Source organism: Streptomyces cathayae (assembly GCF_029760955.1).
Classification (GTDB): domain Bacteria; phylum Actinomycetota; class Actinomycetes; order Streptomycetales; family Streptomycetaceae; genus Streptomyces; species Streptomyces cathayae.
Window position 1 is genome coordinate 2,894,444 of the sequence record NZ_CP121682.1, and the last position, 15,965, is coordinate 2,910,408.

The following is a 15,965-nucleotide window of genomic DNA, read 5'->3' on the forward strand; positions in this document are numbered from 1 at the left end:
TCATCTTGGTGCCAACGCCGATTCACAGTAAGCCACATGACGGTGCCCTGGGCATTCCCTTCTGGCCATTCCCCGAAGAACGTGCCCGGAAAGCAAAAGCCGGCAGCCGGGGCGCCGGTCCCGTGTTTCGGTGCGTTGTCGCACGTCCGGCGGCCGCGGGGCCTCGCCGCCGCCGTGCTTTCCCTTCAGTACACGGACCACGGCGCGGTGTTGACGTGCTTCGCGGGGGCTTGCTAGATCTGGACCCCCAAGGGCGGCGAGCGGCATTCCCCGCCGCCGTTCCCTCACAGGACCGCGCGCCACAGCCCAGACCGTCGGGTCTCCACGTCGAGCACCACGCCCGGCCGGTCCTCGGTGACCCCCGCCGGCGTGAATCCCCGTCACCGCGACCGGACCGAACGCACGCTTTCCCCCAGCGGCCGGCCCCCTCCCGCCCACGACCGAGAGGCACGTTCATGTCATCCAACCGGGTCGACGAGGTTCTGACGTTCCCCGCGTGGCCGCAGCACGGTCCCGAGGAGCGCGCGGGCCTGCTGCGGGCACTGGACCAAGAGGGCTGGTGGCGCAACGGCGGAAGTGAGGTCGACTCCTTCGAGGAGGAGTTCGCCGCTCTGCACGGAGCGCCGCGGGCGCTCGCGACCACCAATGGGACGCACGCCCTGGAGCTGGCCCTGTCGGTGCTGGGCGTCGGGCCGGGCGACGAGGTCCTCGTCCCCTCCTTCACGTTCATCTCCTGTTCGCTCGCCGTGCAGCGCACCGGTGCCGTGCCGGTCCCCGTCGACGTGCGGCCGGACACCTACTGCCTCGACGTCGACGCGGCCGCGCGCGTGATCACCCCGCGCACGAAGGTCGTCATGCCCGTGCACCTGGCCGGGCAGTTCGCGGACATGGACGCGCTGGCGGAGCTGAGTTCGGCCACCGGCGTGACCGTCCTGCAGGACGCGGCGCACGCGCACGCGGCGCGCTGGCGCGGGCGGCGGGTCGGCGAACTCGGCTCGATCGCTGCCTTCAGCTTCCAGAACGGCAAGCTGATGACGGCGGGCGAGGGCGGGGCCCTGCTGCTGCCGGACGAGGAGAGCTACCAGGAGGCGTATCTGCGCCACGGGTGCGGCCGACCGCCGAAGGACCGGCTCTACGAGCACCGCACCCAGGGCTCCAACTACCGTATGACCGAGTTCTCGGCCGCGGTGCTGCGCGCGCAGCTCTCCCGGCTGGAGGAGCAGGTCGCCGTGCGTGAGGAGCGTTCGCGCCATCTCATGGCGGCCCTGGCGCGCATCCCCGGTGTGGTCCCGCAGGGCAGGGACGAGCGCGGTGACGTCAAGTCGCACTACATGGCCATGGTCCGGCTTCCCGGCACGACGGCGGAGCGCCGTCTGGCGCTGGTGGACAGGCTGATCTCGCACGGCGTCCCGGCGTTCGTCGCCTTCCCCCCGGTCTACCGCACCAGTGGTTTCTGGGAGGGCCCGCACACCGGCGATGTCGACGACCTCGCCAAGCGCTGCCCGGTGGCCGAGGAGATCGGCAACGACTGCCTGTGGCTGCACCACCGGGTCCTGCTGGCCGACACCCCGGTCCTGGACCGGCTCGCCGAGGTGTTCGCCTCGGCCGTCGCCGCCGGCTGAGTCCCGGGCAGGGCGCGGCGGCCCTTTCCCCGCTCGCCACTCCCCTCGCTCCCCCTTCTTCCTCGCCTCCCGTTCCCTCCCGTCCCCTCCCTCATTTCGACCGACGCTGGAACACGCAGCGGCCTCCCGTAAGGAAACGTGAGTACATGACGGTGCGTCATGGGTACCGCACGGTGGTCTTCGATCTGGACGGCGTGCTCATCAACAGCTTCCAGGTGATGCGCCAGGCGTTCGCCCTCGCCCATCACGAAGTGGTGGGCGAGGGCGAACCGCCCTTCGACGAGTACCGCACCCACCAAGGTCGCTACTTCCCCGACATCATGCGCCTGATGGGGCTCCCCCTCTCGATGGAGAAGCCCTTCGTCGAGGCGAGCCGGAGCCTCATCAAGGAGGTGGAGGTGTACGAGGGCGTCCCGTGGTTACTGCAACGGCTGCGCGCGTCGGGGATCGGTACGGCCATCGCCACCGGGAAGTCCGGTGAGCGGGCGCGCGAGGTGCTCGACGTGGTGGGCCTGCTGCCGCTGCTCGACGCCGTCGTCGGCAGTGACGAGGTGCCCCGCCCCAAACCCGCCCCCGACATCGTTCTGGAGGGCCTGCGCCGACTGGACGCGGAGCCGCAGCACGCGGTGATGGTGGGCGACGCGGTCATCGACCTCCAGGCGGGCCGGGCCGCGGGCACGGCCACGGCGGCGGCCCTGTGGGGCGAGACCACCGCGGGGCCGCTGCGCGGGGAGCGGCCCGACCACGTACTGCACCAGCCGACGGAACTGCTCTCCGCCGTTCTCGACGAGGCGTCCCGGTGAGCGCCCCGGTGGCGGGGCCGCGCCGCAGCGTCCTCGCGCCGCAGGGCGCCCGTCTGGAGCTGGCCGGGCTCAGCGGGGCGCAGGCGTGGCGGACCCTGGTCGAGACGGCCGAGCTGGTGCGGGTGTCGGGGTACGACACGCTGTGGCTGGAGGACCGCACGGACACCGTGCCACGTCGTGAGCTGCAGCCGGTGATCGAGGGGTGGACCGCTCTCGGCGCCCTCGCGGCGACCGTCGCCGACATCGGGCTCGGTCTCCTGAGCGCCGTACCGCCGCACCGCAATGCCGTCGTCCTCGCCAAGCAGGCGGCCTCGGTCGACATCGTGTCCGGCGGGCGGTTCCAGCTCGGCCTGCCCACCACCGACCATCTCGCCGAACACGCCGCGGCGGGGAGCACGCCCCTGGGCGCCGACACCGCGCCGGCTCTCGCCGAGACGGTGGAGGCCCTGCGGATGCTGTGGTCCGGCGTCCCCGCCGTTGTCGACGGTGACGTGGTGAAGCTCGCCGGGGCACACGCGGTGCCCGTTCCGGCCCGGTCCCCGCTGCCCCTGGCGGTACGCGCGGACGCGGCGCACCCGGACGCGGCCGCCCTGCTGCCGGAGGCCGTGGTACGCGCCTGCTCGTCCGTCCAGTGGCAGGGTGAGCCGGAAGAAGTAGCCCACGCGGTAAGGGAGTTCGGGCGGCGCCGGGAGTCCTTGCGACTGGACCCCGCAGGCGTGCGGCACGCCCTGGTCGCGGAGTGCCGTGTCTTCGACGACCGGCTCGGGCTGGAACGCTGGTTGTCGAGCCCGCACGTGGTGGTGTTCTGGAGCCACCACCCCGACCTGCTGGCCCGGCGCAGCCTGTACGGGACCGTGGACCGGCTCGCCGAACGCGCGGGTCAGTACACCGCGAGCGGGATCGAGGAGTTCGTCCTCTGGTTCCGCGACTACCCCGCGACCGAGAGCCTGCGCCGCTTCGCCGAGGAGATCGCGCCCCGGGTACCCACGGCACGGCCCGCGGGGGTGTGAGCGATGACGTCCGGCACCGACACCACGACCCGTGCCCTCCTCTCCGCCGACTGGCTGGCCACCGCCGGGCGGCTGCCCGCTCCCGACCCGGCGCCGCGCAGTACGGTCGCGTACCGGCTGACGGTCACCGACCCGCCGCCCGGCACGGCGCCCGTCACGGACGTCCTCGTCGACCTGGCGGGCGGACGACTGGGGGTGAGCCGGGCCGCCGGGGAACCGCCCGGGCTGCTGATCACCGCGCCGTACGCCGCCGCGTACGACCTGCTGCTGGGCCCCGCCCGGGCCAGGGTGGAGATCCTGGAACGCGGTGACGTACGGGTCGTCGGCAACTTCAGTCTGCTGTTCTTCATCGACGCCGCTCTGGAACGCGACCGCGCGGGGCAGGTCGCGGCACTGCGCGAGGGCACCGCCGTGCCGCCCGGAGCCGTACGCGCGCCCGGAGCGCGGGGCGTGCCGCGGGAGCACGGCGACGGCGTCGCGGCTTCCCCCTCGGATGCCGAGGCGGTGGAGCGGGCGGCGCAGAACCTGCCCCGGACGGTGCGCGAGCTGCGCCGTGAGGTGGGCGACTCGACGCCCGGGGCGCAGTTCTACGTCTCGCTGGACGGCAAGACCGTGGCCGACGCCGGACTGGGTACGGCCCGCCCCGGCGTCGCCATGACAGCCGACTCCATGCCGCTGTGGTACTGCTGCGCCAAACCGCTGCTCTCCGTGGCGCTGGGCCGGCTCTGGGAGCGGGGGGACTTCGACCCCTACCTGCCGGTGGCCCACTACCTGCCCGAGTTCGCGGCCGGCGGCAAGACGGCGATCACCTCGATGGAGCTGCTCACGCACACGGCGCCCGTCCCGACCGGCCAGGACCCGCTGCACGGTGTGGTGGGGGCGGCGGACGAGGTGCGGCTGCGACGGGCGTTCGAGGCGGTGGTGCCCCAGCGGGAGCCGGGCACCCCGGCCGGTATCAACTACAGCCAGTGGTGGGCGTGGTTCGTGCTGGCGCGCCTGCTGCCGGTGCTCGACGGACGCGACTACGGCGCCTACGTCGAGGAGGAGATCCTGCGCCCCTGCGGGATGGACCGCACCCGGGTGTACCTGACGCCCGAGGACTACGACGCGTACGGGGAACGGCTCCCGCTGATCCACGTGAGCAACCTGGGCGACACCCCGCAGCCCACGTGGTTCTGGTCGACCCGGGGCGCCACCACCCACTGCATCCCCGGTGTGAACACCCGGGGGCCGCTCAGCGACCTGGGCCGGCTCCTGGAGATGCTGCTCGCCGCGGGGGCCGCGCCCGGCGGGCGCGTCCTCTCCCCGACGAGCGTGGCCGCGCTGACCGGCCGGCACCGCACCGGAGTGCGCGACCGGTACGGGAACGCCGACTGGGGCTTCGGCCTACGCCTGGAGTGCGCCTCGCTGGGAGAGGAGTTCGTCAGCTTCTCCCGGCACGCCTCACCGCGTGCCTTCGGCCACGACGGGCTGTGGACCGCCACCGCCTTCGCCGACTCCGAGACGCGCCTCGCCGTGGCACTCCACCTGAACGGCAAGGTGGAGCACGAACGGCACCAGGAGCGCATGTTCCGCATCACCGACGCCGTCCACCAGGATCTGGGACTCGTCTGATCCCCACCCCCTGCCGCTCCGCCCGGCACCGGGTGTCGGCATATCGCGTACGAGAAAGGCGCCCGATGGCACAGCAGCCCGCTCCTCCCTCTCTCCCCGTGTCCGACGAGGTCGGCCGGCTCTACGACCGCTACACCGACCTCGGCAGTGTCACGCTGGGGGAGAACCTGCACTTCGGCTACTGGGACAGCCCGGACAGCACCACGCCGCTGGACGAGGCCACCGACCGCCTGACCGACCTGATGACCGACCGGCTGCGGATCGGGCCGGGCTCCCGCGTCCTCGACCTCGGCTGCGGCACCGGCGCCCCCGGCAGCCGGATCGCCCAGCGCACCGGCGCCGACGTGACCGGTATCTCGGTGAGCCACAAGCAGGTGGAGCTGGCCAACAAGCACGCCGCCTCGCTGAACCTGGCGGACCAGGTCCGCTTCGAGCGCGCCGACGCGATGGACCTGCCGTACGCCGACGCGTCCTTCGACGCCGTCATCGCGCTGGAGTCCATCATCCACATGCCCGACCGGGCGCAGGTGCTCAGCCATGTCGCAAGGGTGCTGCGCCCCGGCGGCCGGCTGGTGCTCACCGACTTCTTCGAGCGCGGCCCGATCCCCGACTCGGGGCGCCCGGCCGTCGAACGCTATCTGCGCGAGTTCATGATGACCATGGTCCAGGCGGAGGACTACCCGCCGCTGCTGCGTGGGGCCGGTCTGTGGTTCGAGGAGCTGACGGACATCAGCGTGCCCACGCTGCGCCGCACCTTCGTCGAGCTGTCCGCCCGCCTGACCGGCTCGGCCCCCGAGCTGTCCGCCGACTACGGCAGCGAGCTGGTCGACCAGTTCAATCCGGGCGACCTCGTCGACGTCCAGGAGTTCGGCCATCTGCTCGTCGTCGCGGTGCGCCCCGATGCCTGAGGCACCGGAGCCCAGAAGCGGCGTCGGTGATTTCTACGACCGGATCAACGACGCGATGGCCGAGGCCATGGGCGGCTTCCTGCACGGCGGCTACTGGAGGGGGGCGGACGACCCCAGCAGCGTGGAGGAGGCCGGCGTCCGGCTGACCGACTTCGTCTCCGACCGGCTGCGGCTCACCCCCGGGGACCGGGTCCTGGACGTGGGCTCGGGCAACGGCAAGGCGACGGTGCACATCGCACGCCGCCACGGGGTGAACGTCACCGGCATCACGCTCAGTTCCCACCAGGCCCGGCAGGCGACGGAGCTGGCCGAGGACTCCGGGCTCGCCGGCTCCGTGGAGTTCACGGTCCACGACATGCTCGAACTGTCTTTTCCGGACGCGTCCTTCGACGCGGCGTACGCCATCGAGACGGTGTGCCACGCCCAGGACCGCACCGACGTCTTCTCCGGGCTGGCCCGGGTGCTGCGGCCGGGCGGGCTGGTGACCGTGACCGACTTCCTGCTGGTGCGGCCGCTGGAGAGCGAGGACCACCGCTCGCTCGTCGAGGGCGCCATGAAGAACTACCAGCAGGGCCCCATGCTCACCCGGAGCGAGTACGAGGAGTGCGTGCGCGCGGCCGGCCTCGAAGTCGTCGAGTTCCTCGACATCGGCGAGTTCGTGCGCCCCTCGTACCGGATCGTCGGCGGCGCCCTCGCCCGGTCCGGGGAGGCGCTGCGCAAGCTCGTGACCGAGGAGGAGTTCCAGTACATGGTGAACGACCTCGGCCGCTTCGGGGACATCACCGAGCTGGGTTACGCCGTGGTGACCGCCCGCCGGCCCGAGGCGCCGGCCGCGAAGGGAAGGAGCTGAGCCATGTCCCATACCGAGACGAAACCCGCCCCCGCGGGCCGGTGGTCGGTGGCGTCCGCGCCCGGCCGGCTGCCGCTGCTGGGACACCTGGTCCCGATGCGGCGGCGCCCGCTGGAGTTCTTGACCTCGCTCCAGTACGAGGCCGACCTGGTCCGGCTGGAGATGAAGGGGCAGCCGCTGTACATGGCCTGCCACCCCGAACTCATCGACCAGATGCTGAAGGAACCCCGCACCTTCGACCGGGGTGGCCCCTTCTACGAGAAGACCCAGCTGCTCATGGGCAACAGCCTGGGCAACTGCCCCTACTCCGACCACCGGCGCCAACGCCGCCTGGTGCAGCCCTCGTTCCGGCGTGAGCGCATCGCCTCGTACCCGGAGGTGATGCGCGAGGAGGTGGAGGCGGAGACGGCCCGCTGGCGGCCGGGCGGGACGATCGACGCCAACGCGCGGTTGCACGCGGTCACCGCCCGCATAGGCGCGCGCGTGCTGCTGTCCACCGACATCGGCACGGACCACGTCGAGCAGATCGTGCGCTGCCTGCCCGTCGTCCTCAAGGGGATCTACCGGCGGATGGTCGCGCCGATCGATCTGCTGCACAAGCTCCCCGGGCCCGAGCGCCGCGCCTTCGAGAGCGCCCTGGAGGAGCTGCGCGCCCTCATCGACACGGTCATCCGCGACTACCGGGCCGCCGGGGTGGACCACGGGGACCTGCTGTCGGGGCTGCTCACGGCCCGCTACGACGACGGTGACCGGCTCTCCGACCAGGAGATCCACGACCAGGTGATGAACTTCCTCACCGCCGCCACCGAGACCACCGCGACCGCCCTCGCGTGGGCCCTGCAACTCCTGGGCCGGGAGCCGGAACACGAGCGAAGGCTCCAGGAGGAGGCGGACGCCTGGGCGGCGCGGGAGGGGCCGAAGGGGCACGGCCGGGACGATCTGCCCTACACCGGGCGGGTGATCACCGAGGTGCTGCGGATGTATCCGCCGGGCTGGTTCGTGACGCGGGTCGTCTCCAAGGACACCGAGCTCGGGGGGCAGCCGCTGGCCGCGGGAACGGTCGTCTTCTACAGTTCCTACGCCCTGCACCGCAACCGCTCCCTGTTCCCCGACCCGGAGCGCTTCGACCCGGACCGGTGGGCGCCGGAGCGCTCGGGAGAGGTGCCGCGCGGCGCGATGATCCCGTTCGGCTCCGGCAGCCGCAAGTGCATCGGCGACGACTACGCGATGGCGGAGACGAGCGTCGCGCTGGCCACGATCGCCTCCCGCTGGCGGCTGCGGCCCATCTCCACGACCGACGTCCACCCGACCCCGCGTGCCCTGGTGGGCATGGGGCCGCTGCCCATGCTGACGGAACCTCGCACCTGAACGGGGCCGGGTGCGGGCCGGGCGGCCGGGCGGCTGTGTCACCTACCCGACGTCGAGGACCCGTTCGGGCACGAGACGGACGAACACGAGGTCCTCCTCGGCGGGGACGTTCCCGCCGAGGAACTCCGCGTGCGGCAGCCCGGTGTACTTGCGGGAGATCGCGTCCATCAACCCCGGGTGTCTCTCGTGTGGTTCGAGTTCCGCGGCGCCCCACAGCGACACATAGGTGTACGGGGCCTCGGGCGGGTGCAGCAGGACACCGACCCGGCCGGAGCGCGTCAGCTCGCGCTCCTTCCGGCTGCCGCGCTCGATGCCGAACAGCAGGTGCGAGCCGTCATGGGTGACCCACACGACGGACTGGTGCGGTGTCCCGTCCGGCCCGACGGTGGCCACGACGGCGAAGACCGGCGCGTCCAGCAGGGCTCTGACCCGCTCCGTGAGCGGGACGCCGGTCATCGTGCCTCCGGGCCGCGCATCGGGCGCCGGCGCAGGTGCGGATCGGACAGCACGCGCGGCACGTAGTGGTTGTCCGCCCGGTTCAGGTCGGTGCCGGGCGGCACGATGGCGTCCAGCCGGTCCAGGACGTCGTCGTCCAGCACCACATCCGCACCGGCCAGCAGATCCGCCAGCTGTCCGGGAGTACGGGGGCCGATGACCACGGCGGTGACGGCGGGGTGGGCGCGGACGAAGGCCAGGGCGAGGTGGGCGAGGGAGACACCGGCCTCCGCCGCGACCTTCTTGAGCGCCGTCACCGCGTGTACCTTGGCGACGTTCTCCGGCACCGACAGGTCGAACCTGCGCGCCTCCAGGACGGCGCGGCCCACCCCTGGCCTGATGTCCTTGCCGGTCAGCCAGCCCGCGCCCAGCGGCCCCCAGGCCAGCACGCCCATGCCGTGCCGTCGCGCGGCGGGCAGGATGTCGGTCTCCGCACCGCGCGCGAGGAGCGAGTACTGCGGCTGCTCGCTGCGGAAGCGGACGTGGCCGCGACGCTCCGCGGCCCAGTGCGCCTCGACGAGCTGGTCGGCCGGGAAGTTCGACGTGCCGATGGCCAGGACCTTTCCCGACCTCACGAGATCGGACAGCGCGGAGAGCGTCTCGTCGATGTCGGTGTCCGGGTCGACCCGGTGCACCTGGTACAGGTCGAGGCGGTCGGTGCCGAGCCGGCGCAGCGAGCCCTCGACGGCCTGCATGATCCAACGACGGGAGTTGCCCTGGTGGTTGGCGTCCTTGCCCATGGGGCTGTGGAACTTGGAGCACAGCACGAGGTCGTCCCTGCGCCCCTTGATCGCCCTGCCGACAATGCGTTCGGAGCCTCCCTCGCCGTAGATGTCGGCCGTGTCGACCAGATTGATCCCGGCGTCCAGTGCGAGCTGGACGACTCGGGCGGCCTCGGCCTCGTCGGTGTTGCCCCAGGAGCCGAACATCATGGTGCCCAGGGCGAATTCGGTCACCGAGATGCCGCTTCCGCCCAATATCCTTCGCCGCATGCGACGTACGCCTCTCTGCCGGCCAACAGATGAGCCATGGTCGTACCACTGTGACCCCCCGCCTCCCGGTCGCACCAGAGCGCGTCCCCGGCACGACCTGTTCGCCCGTACGCGGCCCATGACATGTGCCGCCCCGTCAGGTGCGTCGCCCGACGGCCGGACACGGCCGCGGCGCCGACCGCAGAGACCCACCACGCGAGGTACCCATGCCTGCATCGCCCAGGATCATCGACCGTGCGGAGCGGTTCATCTGGCTCTCCGCCCGTGTGCTGGAACAACACCGCTTCTCCTACCACTTCCTCGGGGGTGAGGCGGACGCCGTGGAACGGGCCCTGGCGGCCTACGCCCGGCCCGACGGCGGCTACGGCTACGCCCTGGAGGCGGACGTGCGCGGTCCCGCCCCGCAGCCGCTGCACGCCGCGACGGCCCTGCTCGTCCTGGACGAGATCGGGCGCTGCGACCCGGCACACACCGCCCTGCTCCTCGACCACCTCCCCTCCCTCACCTCGCCGGACGGCGGTGTCCCCGCGATCCACCCCGGGGGCGCCGGGTACCCCTCGGCCTCCGTGCTCCCGCTGCGGGACGACCCGCCGGGGGCGCTGCTGTCCACCGGCGTGATCGTCGGAACCCTGCACCGCAACGGCATCACGCACCCGTGGCTGGAGGCTGCCACGGAGTTCTGCTGGGGGGCGGTGGACTCGCTGGAGGGCTCCCATCCCTACGAGGTGGAGGCGGCGGTCACCTTCCTCGACGGTGTCGCGGTGAGGGACCGCGAGCGCGCCGCCAAGTCGGCCGAGCGGCTGGGGACGCTGGTGCGCGACGAGCGGCTCGTGGTGACCGACCCGGACCGCGCCGCGGAGTTCCCCGTGCACCCTTCGTACGCGCCGGGCGAGTACCACTACGTGTACGACGTCGCGCGCACCCCCGGTTCGCTGGCCCGCGGCTGGTTCTCCGACCGGGAGGTCGACCGGGCGCTGGAGCATCTGTGCGCCTCGCAGGAGAGCGACGGGGGCTGGCCCGTCCTGTGGCGGGTGTGGGCGCCCGGCACGCTCGCCGAGTGGCGTCCCATCGTGACGCTGAACGCCGTGCGCACGCTCCGGGCGTACGGCAGGATCTGAGCGCGCCGTTCGCCCGGGGCGCCCCCGGCTCCGCTCGCGGCCCATCAGCTCCGCTCGCGCCCCATCTCGGCGAGGGTGGACACCACCACGCTCTCGGGGACGTCCTCGACCCGTTCCACGCCGGACGGGCCGTCGAGTACGAAGGTGAGGCCGGTCGTCGCCTTCTTGTCCTGGCGCATGAGCGCGACCAGTTCGGCCGTCCGCACGTCCGCGGGAAGCCGCTCCCGCAGCCCGTAGGCGCGTACGGTCTCCAGGTGCTCGGTCACCCGAGCCCGGCCGACGCGTCCCAGGGCGCCCGCCAGCCGGCCGGCGAACACGGTGCCGATCGCGACGCCCTCGCCGTGGCGCAGCGCGAAGTCGGTGGCGCGTTCCAGCGCATGGCCCAGGGTGTGACCGTAGTTGAGGATGTGGCGCAATCCGGCGTCCCGTTCGTCGGCAGCCACGACGGACGCCTTGAGCGCGACGCTCGCGGCGATCTGTTCGTGCACCGGCAGGCCCCGCAGGTCACCGGCGCCGATGAAGTGGCAGCGGGCTATCTCGCCGTACCCGTTGGCCCACTCCTCCCGGGGGAGGGTACTCAGCAGTTCGGTGTCGCACAGGACCGCCCGGGGCTGCCAGTAGGCGCCGACCAGGTTCTTGCCCTCGGGCAGGTTCACCGCCGTCTTGCCGCCGACCGCCGCGTCGACCTGTGCGAGGAGTGTGGTCGGCAGGTGCACGACCGCGACCCCCCGGTGGTAGAGGGAGGCCGCCAGTCCCACGACGTCCGTGGTGGTGCCGCCGCCGCAGGAGATGACGAGGTCGGCCCGGGTGAGGCCGAACTCGGCGAACCCGCGGCACAGTTCGTGCACGGTGGCCAGCGTCTTGCGGTGCTCTCCGTCCTGGGCCCGGATCACCCGGTGCGCCACCCCCGGGTCCGGTACGGTCCCCGCGGGCCGCGCCGACACCACCACCGCCCGCGCCGCGCCGGTGCGTGCCACGATCCCGGGGAGCAGCGAGCGCGCACCGGGGCCGATGTGCACGGGATAGGAACGCTCACCCAGCTGTACGTCGATGCGCCGCGCAGTCGTCATGCGGCCAGTCTGCGGTTCGCAGCGCGCACCGAACAGACCACCACCGGCCAGGGGTTCCACCGGCCCGTGGCCGGGTCACCCCGACGCGGCGCGCTGCTGCCCGGGCAGCGGCGCCACCATGAACGTACCGGCCAGGATGGTCAGTCCGGCCACCGGGAAGGCACGCCCGTACCGGAGGCGAGTGCCGGGGCGCCCTCGCCCGCGTGGGCCGCGCGGGCTGGTGGAGATCGGCGCCGGCAGCGAGCGGCCGACGGCCCCGCCGCTCCTCGGTTCATCCCCGGCGAGCAACGGAGCACCGGTGAACTCGGTCCGGGGCGCGGGGGGAGGGGCGCGGCGGCTCACGGTCGAGCACCACCGGCTCACCGAGCGTGTCGACGATGCCGGCCAGGTCAGAAATAGCCGTCACGCTTCCGGTCCTCCATCGCGGTCCCGGAGAGCCTGTCGTCGGCCCGGGTGGCTCCCCGCTCCGACAGCCGGGACGCGGCGATCTCGGTGATGACCTTCTCGATGGTGTCGGCCGCGGACTCGACCGCGCCCGTGCAGGACATGTCGCCGACCGTGCGGTAGCGCACCCGGCGCTTCTCCAGGCGCTCCCCCTGTTCGGGCCCGCCCCACTCACCCGGCGCCAGCCACATGCCGTTCCTGGCGAACACCTCCCGCTCATGTGCGTAGTAGATGGCGGGCAGTTCGATCTTCTCGCGCCGGATGTACTGCCAGACGTCCAGTTCGGTCCAGTTGGACAGCGGGAAGACCCGGACGTGCTCACCGGGCGAGTGACGGCCGTTGTACAGCTGCCACAGCTCGGGGCGCTGGCGTCGGGGGTCCCAGCCGCCGAACTCCTCACGCAGGGAGAAGATCCGTTCCTTGGCCCGCGCCTTCTCCTCGTCGCGGCGCGCGCCGCCGAGCACGGCGTCGAAGCCGTTGCGGTCGATGGCGGCCAGCAGTGGCACGGTCTGCAGGGGGTTGCGTGTCCGGTCGGGCCGCTCCTGGAGCTCCCCGCGGTCGATGAACTCCTGCACCAGGGCCACGTGCAGGCGCAGCCCGTGACGGGCGACGGTGCGGTCCCGGTAGTCCAGCACTTCGGGGAAGTTGTGCCCGGTGTCGACATGCAGCAGCGGGAAGGGCACGGCCGCCGGTGCGAAGGCCTTCAGCGCCAGGTGCAGCATCAGGATGGAGTCCTTGCCGCCGGAGAAGAGGATCACCGGCTGTTCGAACTCGCCGGCCACTTCCCGCAGAATGTGGACGGCCTCCGACTCCAGCAGTTCGAGATGGGACAGGACCGGGTCCGTGCTCAACAGCGTCCTCCACAAGGTCAAAGCGGCTTCGGAACGTCTTGCGCCGGGGCATCAGGCGGTCGGGGGCACGGGCGCCCGGCCCTGTGCTCTTGTGGTCCTGAGCGATGGTGCGGTACGTCGCGTGGGCGGCTCCGGGAAGGACCGCGAGGCGCCGGCCCGCCGGCCGGCGGGTCGCTCGATCGTCGCCCGGCGTCGGGCCCGGCAGCCGCGTGGCACGGTAGCGGGAACAGCTGCGCAAGCCCTCGGGCGGGACTGGCAAACTGTGACAACCACCACTACGCAGAGTCAAGTTGGCCTCCGGTCGCCACGACGATCTGACCGAAAGTCCCCCCTCCGCCCGCTCCTTCGGCCGGCTCCCGGCCCTCCGGTGGCCCTCTGGAAAGACCCGCGTCCCGCTGCTAGCTTGACGCCGCACGCACTGAGGGGGCGCCTGCGTCCGGGGCCCGTTCGCGACGCGACAGGGGGAGCGAGTGGACGAGACGGCGACACCCGCCATCAGCGGCACCACCCGCCTGTTCGCGGTCGTCGGCGATCCCGTCGCCCAGGTCAAGGCGCCCTCCCTGCTCAATCCGCTCTTCGCCCGCCTGGGCCTGGACGCGGTTCTCTTCCCGGTGCACGCCGAACCCCGGCACTTCGCGCACGTGATCACCGGGTTGCAGCGCACCACGAACGTGGACGGCCTGCTGATCACCGTCCCCCACAAGATCAGGGCGTGCGCGTTCGCCGACGAACTCGGTCACAGCGCCGCGCTGTCCGGCAGCGCGAACGCGATGCGCCGCGACGGGGACGGCCGGTGGCGGGCGGAGAACTTCGACGGGCGGGGGTTCGTCGCGGGGCTGAGCGCCCGCGGCCACGCGCCGAAGGGAAAGGTCGTCCGCCTCTCGGGCGCCGGGGGCGCGGGCCGCGCCATCGCGGCGGCGGTCCTCGAAGCCGAAGCGGCCCAGCTGCTGGTGCACGACCCGGACCGGGCCAAGCGCGAGGTGCTGCGCGGCCGGCTGGAGGAACACTGGCCCGGCAGGGTCACCGTGCTCGACTCGGCCGACGGGGCACCCGGCTGCGACATCGCCGTCAACGCCACTCCGCTCGGCATGCGCCCGGCGGACCCGCTGCCCTTCGACCCGAAGTCGCTGGGCGAGGGCACACTGGTCGCGGACATCGTCATGGAACCGCGCGACACACCCCTGCTCCTGGCGGCGTCCGCACGCGGCCTCCCGACCCATCGCGGCCACCACATGCTCGACCACCAACTGAGCCTCTACCGAACGTTCTTCGGGCTCCGGAGGGAAACCTCGGCGGAGCGCCGGGCCCGGCGCCCAAGCCCGGGTGACGCGGCCGACGCGAGCGGCGGGTGAGCGTCCCGCGCGGGCCTCAGAGGCCGCTTCTGCCCGTCGCCCAGTGCACCTGCGTGCGCACCGCGTAGCGGGGCCAGGCCCGCTCGCCGCACAGGTGGCGCACGACAGCGCGGCAGGTCGTCGCCTCCCCCGCGACATAGGCGATGCCCGCCTGGGGCGGCAGCTCCAACCGCCGTACGGCACCCAGCAGCAGGCGCGAGGCCACGGCGGACGCGCGGCCGCGGTGCACCCAGGGCAGAGAGCGGGCGCCGTACGGGGCCGAGAACTCCTCCTCCGGCCCGGTGGTCTCCAGCACCCCGTGGGCCTCGGCCTCGGCCGGCAGCGCGGCCAGCATGGTCAACAGGGGTACGGCGCCCGTCTCTTCGCCGACGAAGACGTGGTAGCGCGCCTTGGGGTCCAGCGAGATCCGGTTCCTCGGCGCGCCCACCCTGGCCCGGGTCCCCGCCTCGACGGAGTCGGCCCACCGGCTGCCCGGTCCGCCCGGCCGGTGCAGGGCGACGCGTAACGTCAGCCTGGCCCGTGAGGGGTCGGCCGCCCAGACGGAGTACGTCCGCAGCTGCGGGACACCCGCCTCGTCCGGCACCTCCACCGGCAGGTGTGCGCCCGGTTTGCTGCGCAGGACCGTGAGGGCGGGACCCACGAGGGTCAGCTCCCGCAGGTGCGGGGTGACCCCACGCACCTCGGCCACCTTCACGTCCACCATCCGGGTGTCCTGGAACCGGTGCCGCTGACCCGTACCCCTCCTGGACATGCCAGAGAAACTCACCCGTCCGCCCCTTCCTGATCCGCTCGCCATCGGTCCGCCCGGTCGCCCGGCGCCGCTCCGCGCCCCGCGCACTCCGCAGGCTCCCGCCGACGCCCCGTCACCCTACCCACGCACGTCCCACGCCCCGGCCACGCGCCACTCACGCCCGGTGACGGTCGGCCTGGGGCCGTAAGCACAGTCGGCGCCCCCTCCACATGCCGGCATGTCACTCAGCGTCACTTCCGCGGCAGGGAGGACTGCGCCGAGCCGATCGTCATGCGGGGGGCGTCCTCACCGACACCGAGTCCGCGCTCCGCACGGCATGGCTGACGGCCTGCGACCGGACGGAACGGGAGCTGCGCGCGCTCATCGGCGACCGTCTCGACCTCCCGGCCGGCGAGCCGGGGGTGCGCGCCGCGGTCGTGCGGGTGCTGGACGAGCACCTCGGCGCAGCGGTCCTGGCCGGCACCGACCTGACGGAGTTCGAGGACGTCGCGGCTCTCTCTCGGCGCCACGCCCACGCGATCCGCACGGCCACCGGCTGCGCCGTCGGCAACCCCGTCGCACAGGAACGACCCCCGGGACCCCCTCGTGCGGAACGCCCCCGTCGCCGCGTCGAAGATCGACGACGCCGGGGATTGCCGCTTCGCCGGCGCCTGCCGTCCGCCCGAAATGCCCTCATCCGTGCCCGCGCGGCGGTCGTGAAGCCGACAACGTGTCAAC

The 15,965-nt window shown here is 72.8% G+C and carries 15 protein-coding genes; 9 read left to right on the plus strand and 6 right to left on the minus strand.

Going from position 1 to position 15,965, the window contains the following annotated elements; genetic code table 11:
• The first annotated feature begins 455 nt into the window (after nt 1-455).
• The 7 genes from PYS65_RS12960 to PYS65_RS12990 all read left to right on the plus strand — a co-directional run bounded on the left by PYS65_RS12960 (nt 456) and on the right by PYS65_RS12990 (nt 8,175).
• A complete protein-coding gene (locus PYS65_RS12960; protein ID WP_279334113.1) occupies nt 456-1,622 on the plus strand; it encodes an aminotransferase class I/II-fold pyridoxal phosphate-dependent enzyme in 1,167 nt (388 codons plus the stop codon).
• A gap of 146 nt (nt 1,623-1,768) precedes the next feature.
• Nucleotides 1,769-2,425 carry an HAD-IA family hydrolase gene (locus tag PYS65_RS12965; RefSeq protein WP_279334114.1) on the plus strand — a complete coding sequence of 219 codons (657 nt, stop codon included), beginning with the start codon at nt 1,769-1,771 and terminating at the stop codon, nt 2,423-2,425.
• A complete protein-coding gene (locus PYS65_RS12970) occupies nt 2,422-3,435 on the plus strand; it encodes an LLM class flavin-dependent oxidoreductase (protein WP_279334115.1) in 1,014 nt (337 codons plus the stop codon). The genes PYS65_RS12965 and PYS65_RS12970 overlap by 4 nt, the downstream gene beginning before the upstream one ends.
• 3 nt (nt 3,436-3,438) lie before the next feature.
• Entirely contained in the window at nt 3,439-5,049 is a 1,611-nt protein-coding gene (locus PYS65_RS12975) for a serine hydrolase domain-containing protein (RefSeq protein WP_279334116.1), read from the plus strand.
• Nucleotides 5,050-5,147: 98 nt separating this feature from the next.
• The gene (locus PYS65_RS12980) at nt 5,148-5,957 is read left to right on the plus strand and encodes an SAM-dependent methyltransferase (RefSeq protein ID WP_279334117.1); all 810 of its coding nucleotides are present in this window, start codon (nt 5,148-5,150) and stop codon (nt 5,955-5,957) included.
• Nucleotides 5,950-6,807, plus strand: coding sequence for an SAM-dependent methyltransferase (locus PYS65_RS12985; protein WP_279334118.1), 858 nt, complete (start codon nt 5,950-5,952; stop codon nt 6,805-6,807). The genes PYS65_RS12980 and PYS65_RS12985 overlap by 8 nt, the downstream gene beginning before the upstream one ends.
• Nucleotides 6,808-6,810: 3 nt before the next feature.
• The gene (locus tag PYS65_RS12990) at nt 6,811-8,175 is read left to right on the plus strand and encodes a cytochrome P450 (protein WP_279334119.1); all 1,365 of its coding nucleotides are present in this window, start codon (nt 6,811-6,813) and stop codon (nt 8,173-8,175) included.
• 42 nt (nt 8,176-8,217) lie between these two features.
• Here PYS65_RS12990 and PYS65_RS12995 read toward each other — a convergent pair whose 3' ends face one another.
• Nucleotides 8,218-8,631 carry a PPOX class F420-dependent oxidoreductase gene (locus tag PYS65_RS12995; RefSeq protein WP_279334120.1) on the minus strand — a complete coding sequence of 138 codons (414 nt, stop codon included), beginning with the start codon at nt 8,629-8,631 and terminating at the stop codon, nt 8,218-8,220.
• A complete protein-coding gene (locus PYS65_RS13000; protein ID WP_279334121.1) occupies nt 8,628-9,662 on the minus strand; it encodes an aldo/keto reductase in 1,035 nt (344 codons plus the stop codon). The genes PYS65_RS12995 and PYS65_RS13000 overlap by 4 nt, the downstream gene beginning before the upstream one ends.
• A 206-nt stretch (nt 9,663-9,868) precedes the next feature.
• On the opposite strand from PYS65_RS13000, the gene PYS65_RS13005 reads away from it, so the two are divergent.
• A complete protein-coding gene (locus tag PYS65_RS13005; RefSeq protein ID WP_279334122.1) occupies nt 9,869-10,780 on the plus strand; it encodes a hypothetical protein in 912 nt (303 codons plus the stop codon).
• Between the two features lie 44 nt (nt 10,781-10,824).
• Here the strand turns inward: PYS65_RS13005 and PYS65_RS13010 are convergent, their stop codons facing one another.
• Together PYS65_RS13010 and cysD are read right to left on the minus strand one after the other, a co-directional pair.
• Nucleotides 10,825-11,850: a 3-dehydroquinate synthase family protein gene (locus PYS65_RS13010; protein ID WP_279334123.1), complete on the minus strand. Its 1,026-nt coding sequence runs from the start codon at nt 11,848-11,850 to the stop codon at nt 10,825-10,827.
• 389 nt (nt 11,851-12,239) lie between these two features.
• On the minus strand, nt 12,240-13,145 hold the full coding sequence (gene cysD, locus PYS65_RS13015; protein ID WP_279334124.1) for a sulfate adenylyltransferase subunit CysD: 906 nt from the start codon (nt 13,143-13,145) through the stop codon (nt 12,240-12,242).
• Between the two features lie 470 nt (nt 13,146-13,615).
• Here cysD and PYS65_RS13020 point away from each other — a divergent pair, with 470 nt between their 5' ends.
• Nucleotides 13,616-14,497, plus strand: a complete 882-nt coding sequence (locus PYS65_RS13020; protein WP_279334125.1) for a shikimate dehydrogenase family protein — start codon at nt 13,616-13,618, stop codon at nt 14,495-14,497.
• Nucleotides 14,498-14,513: 16 nt separating this feature from the next.
• On the opposite strand, the gene PYS65_RS13025 is transcribed toward PYS65_RS13020, so the two are convergent.
• Together PYS65_RS13025 and PYS65_RS13030 are read right to left on the minus strand one after the other, a co-directional pair.
• Entirely contained in the window at nt 14,514-15,248 is a 735-nt protein-coding gene (locus tag PYS65_RS13025; RefSeq protein WP_279334126.1) for a siderophore-interacting protein, read from the minus strand.
• Between the two features lie 230 nt (nt 15,249-15,478).
• Entirely contained in the window at nt 15,479-15,757 is a 279-nt protein-coding gene (locus PYS65_RS13030; protein ID WP_279334127.1) for a hypothetical protein, read from the minus strand.
• Between the last annotated feature and the right edge of the window lie 208 nt (nt 15,758-15,965).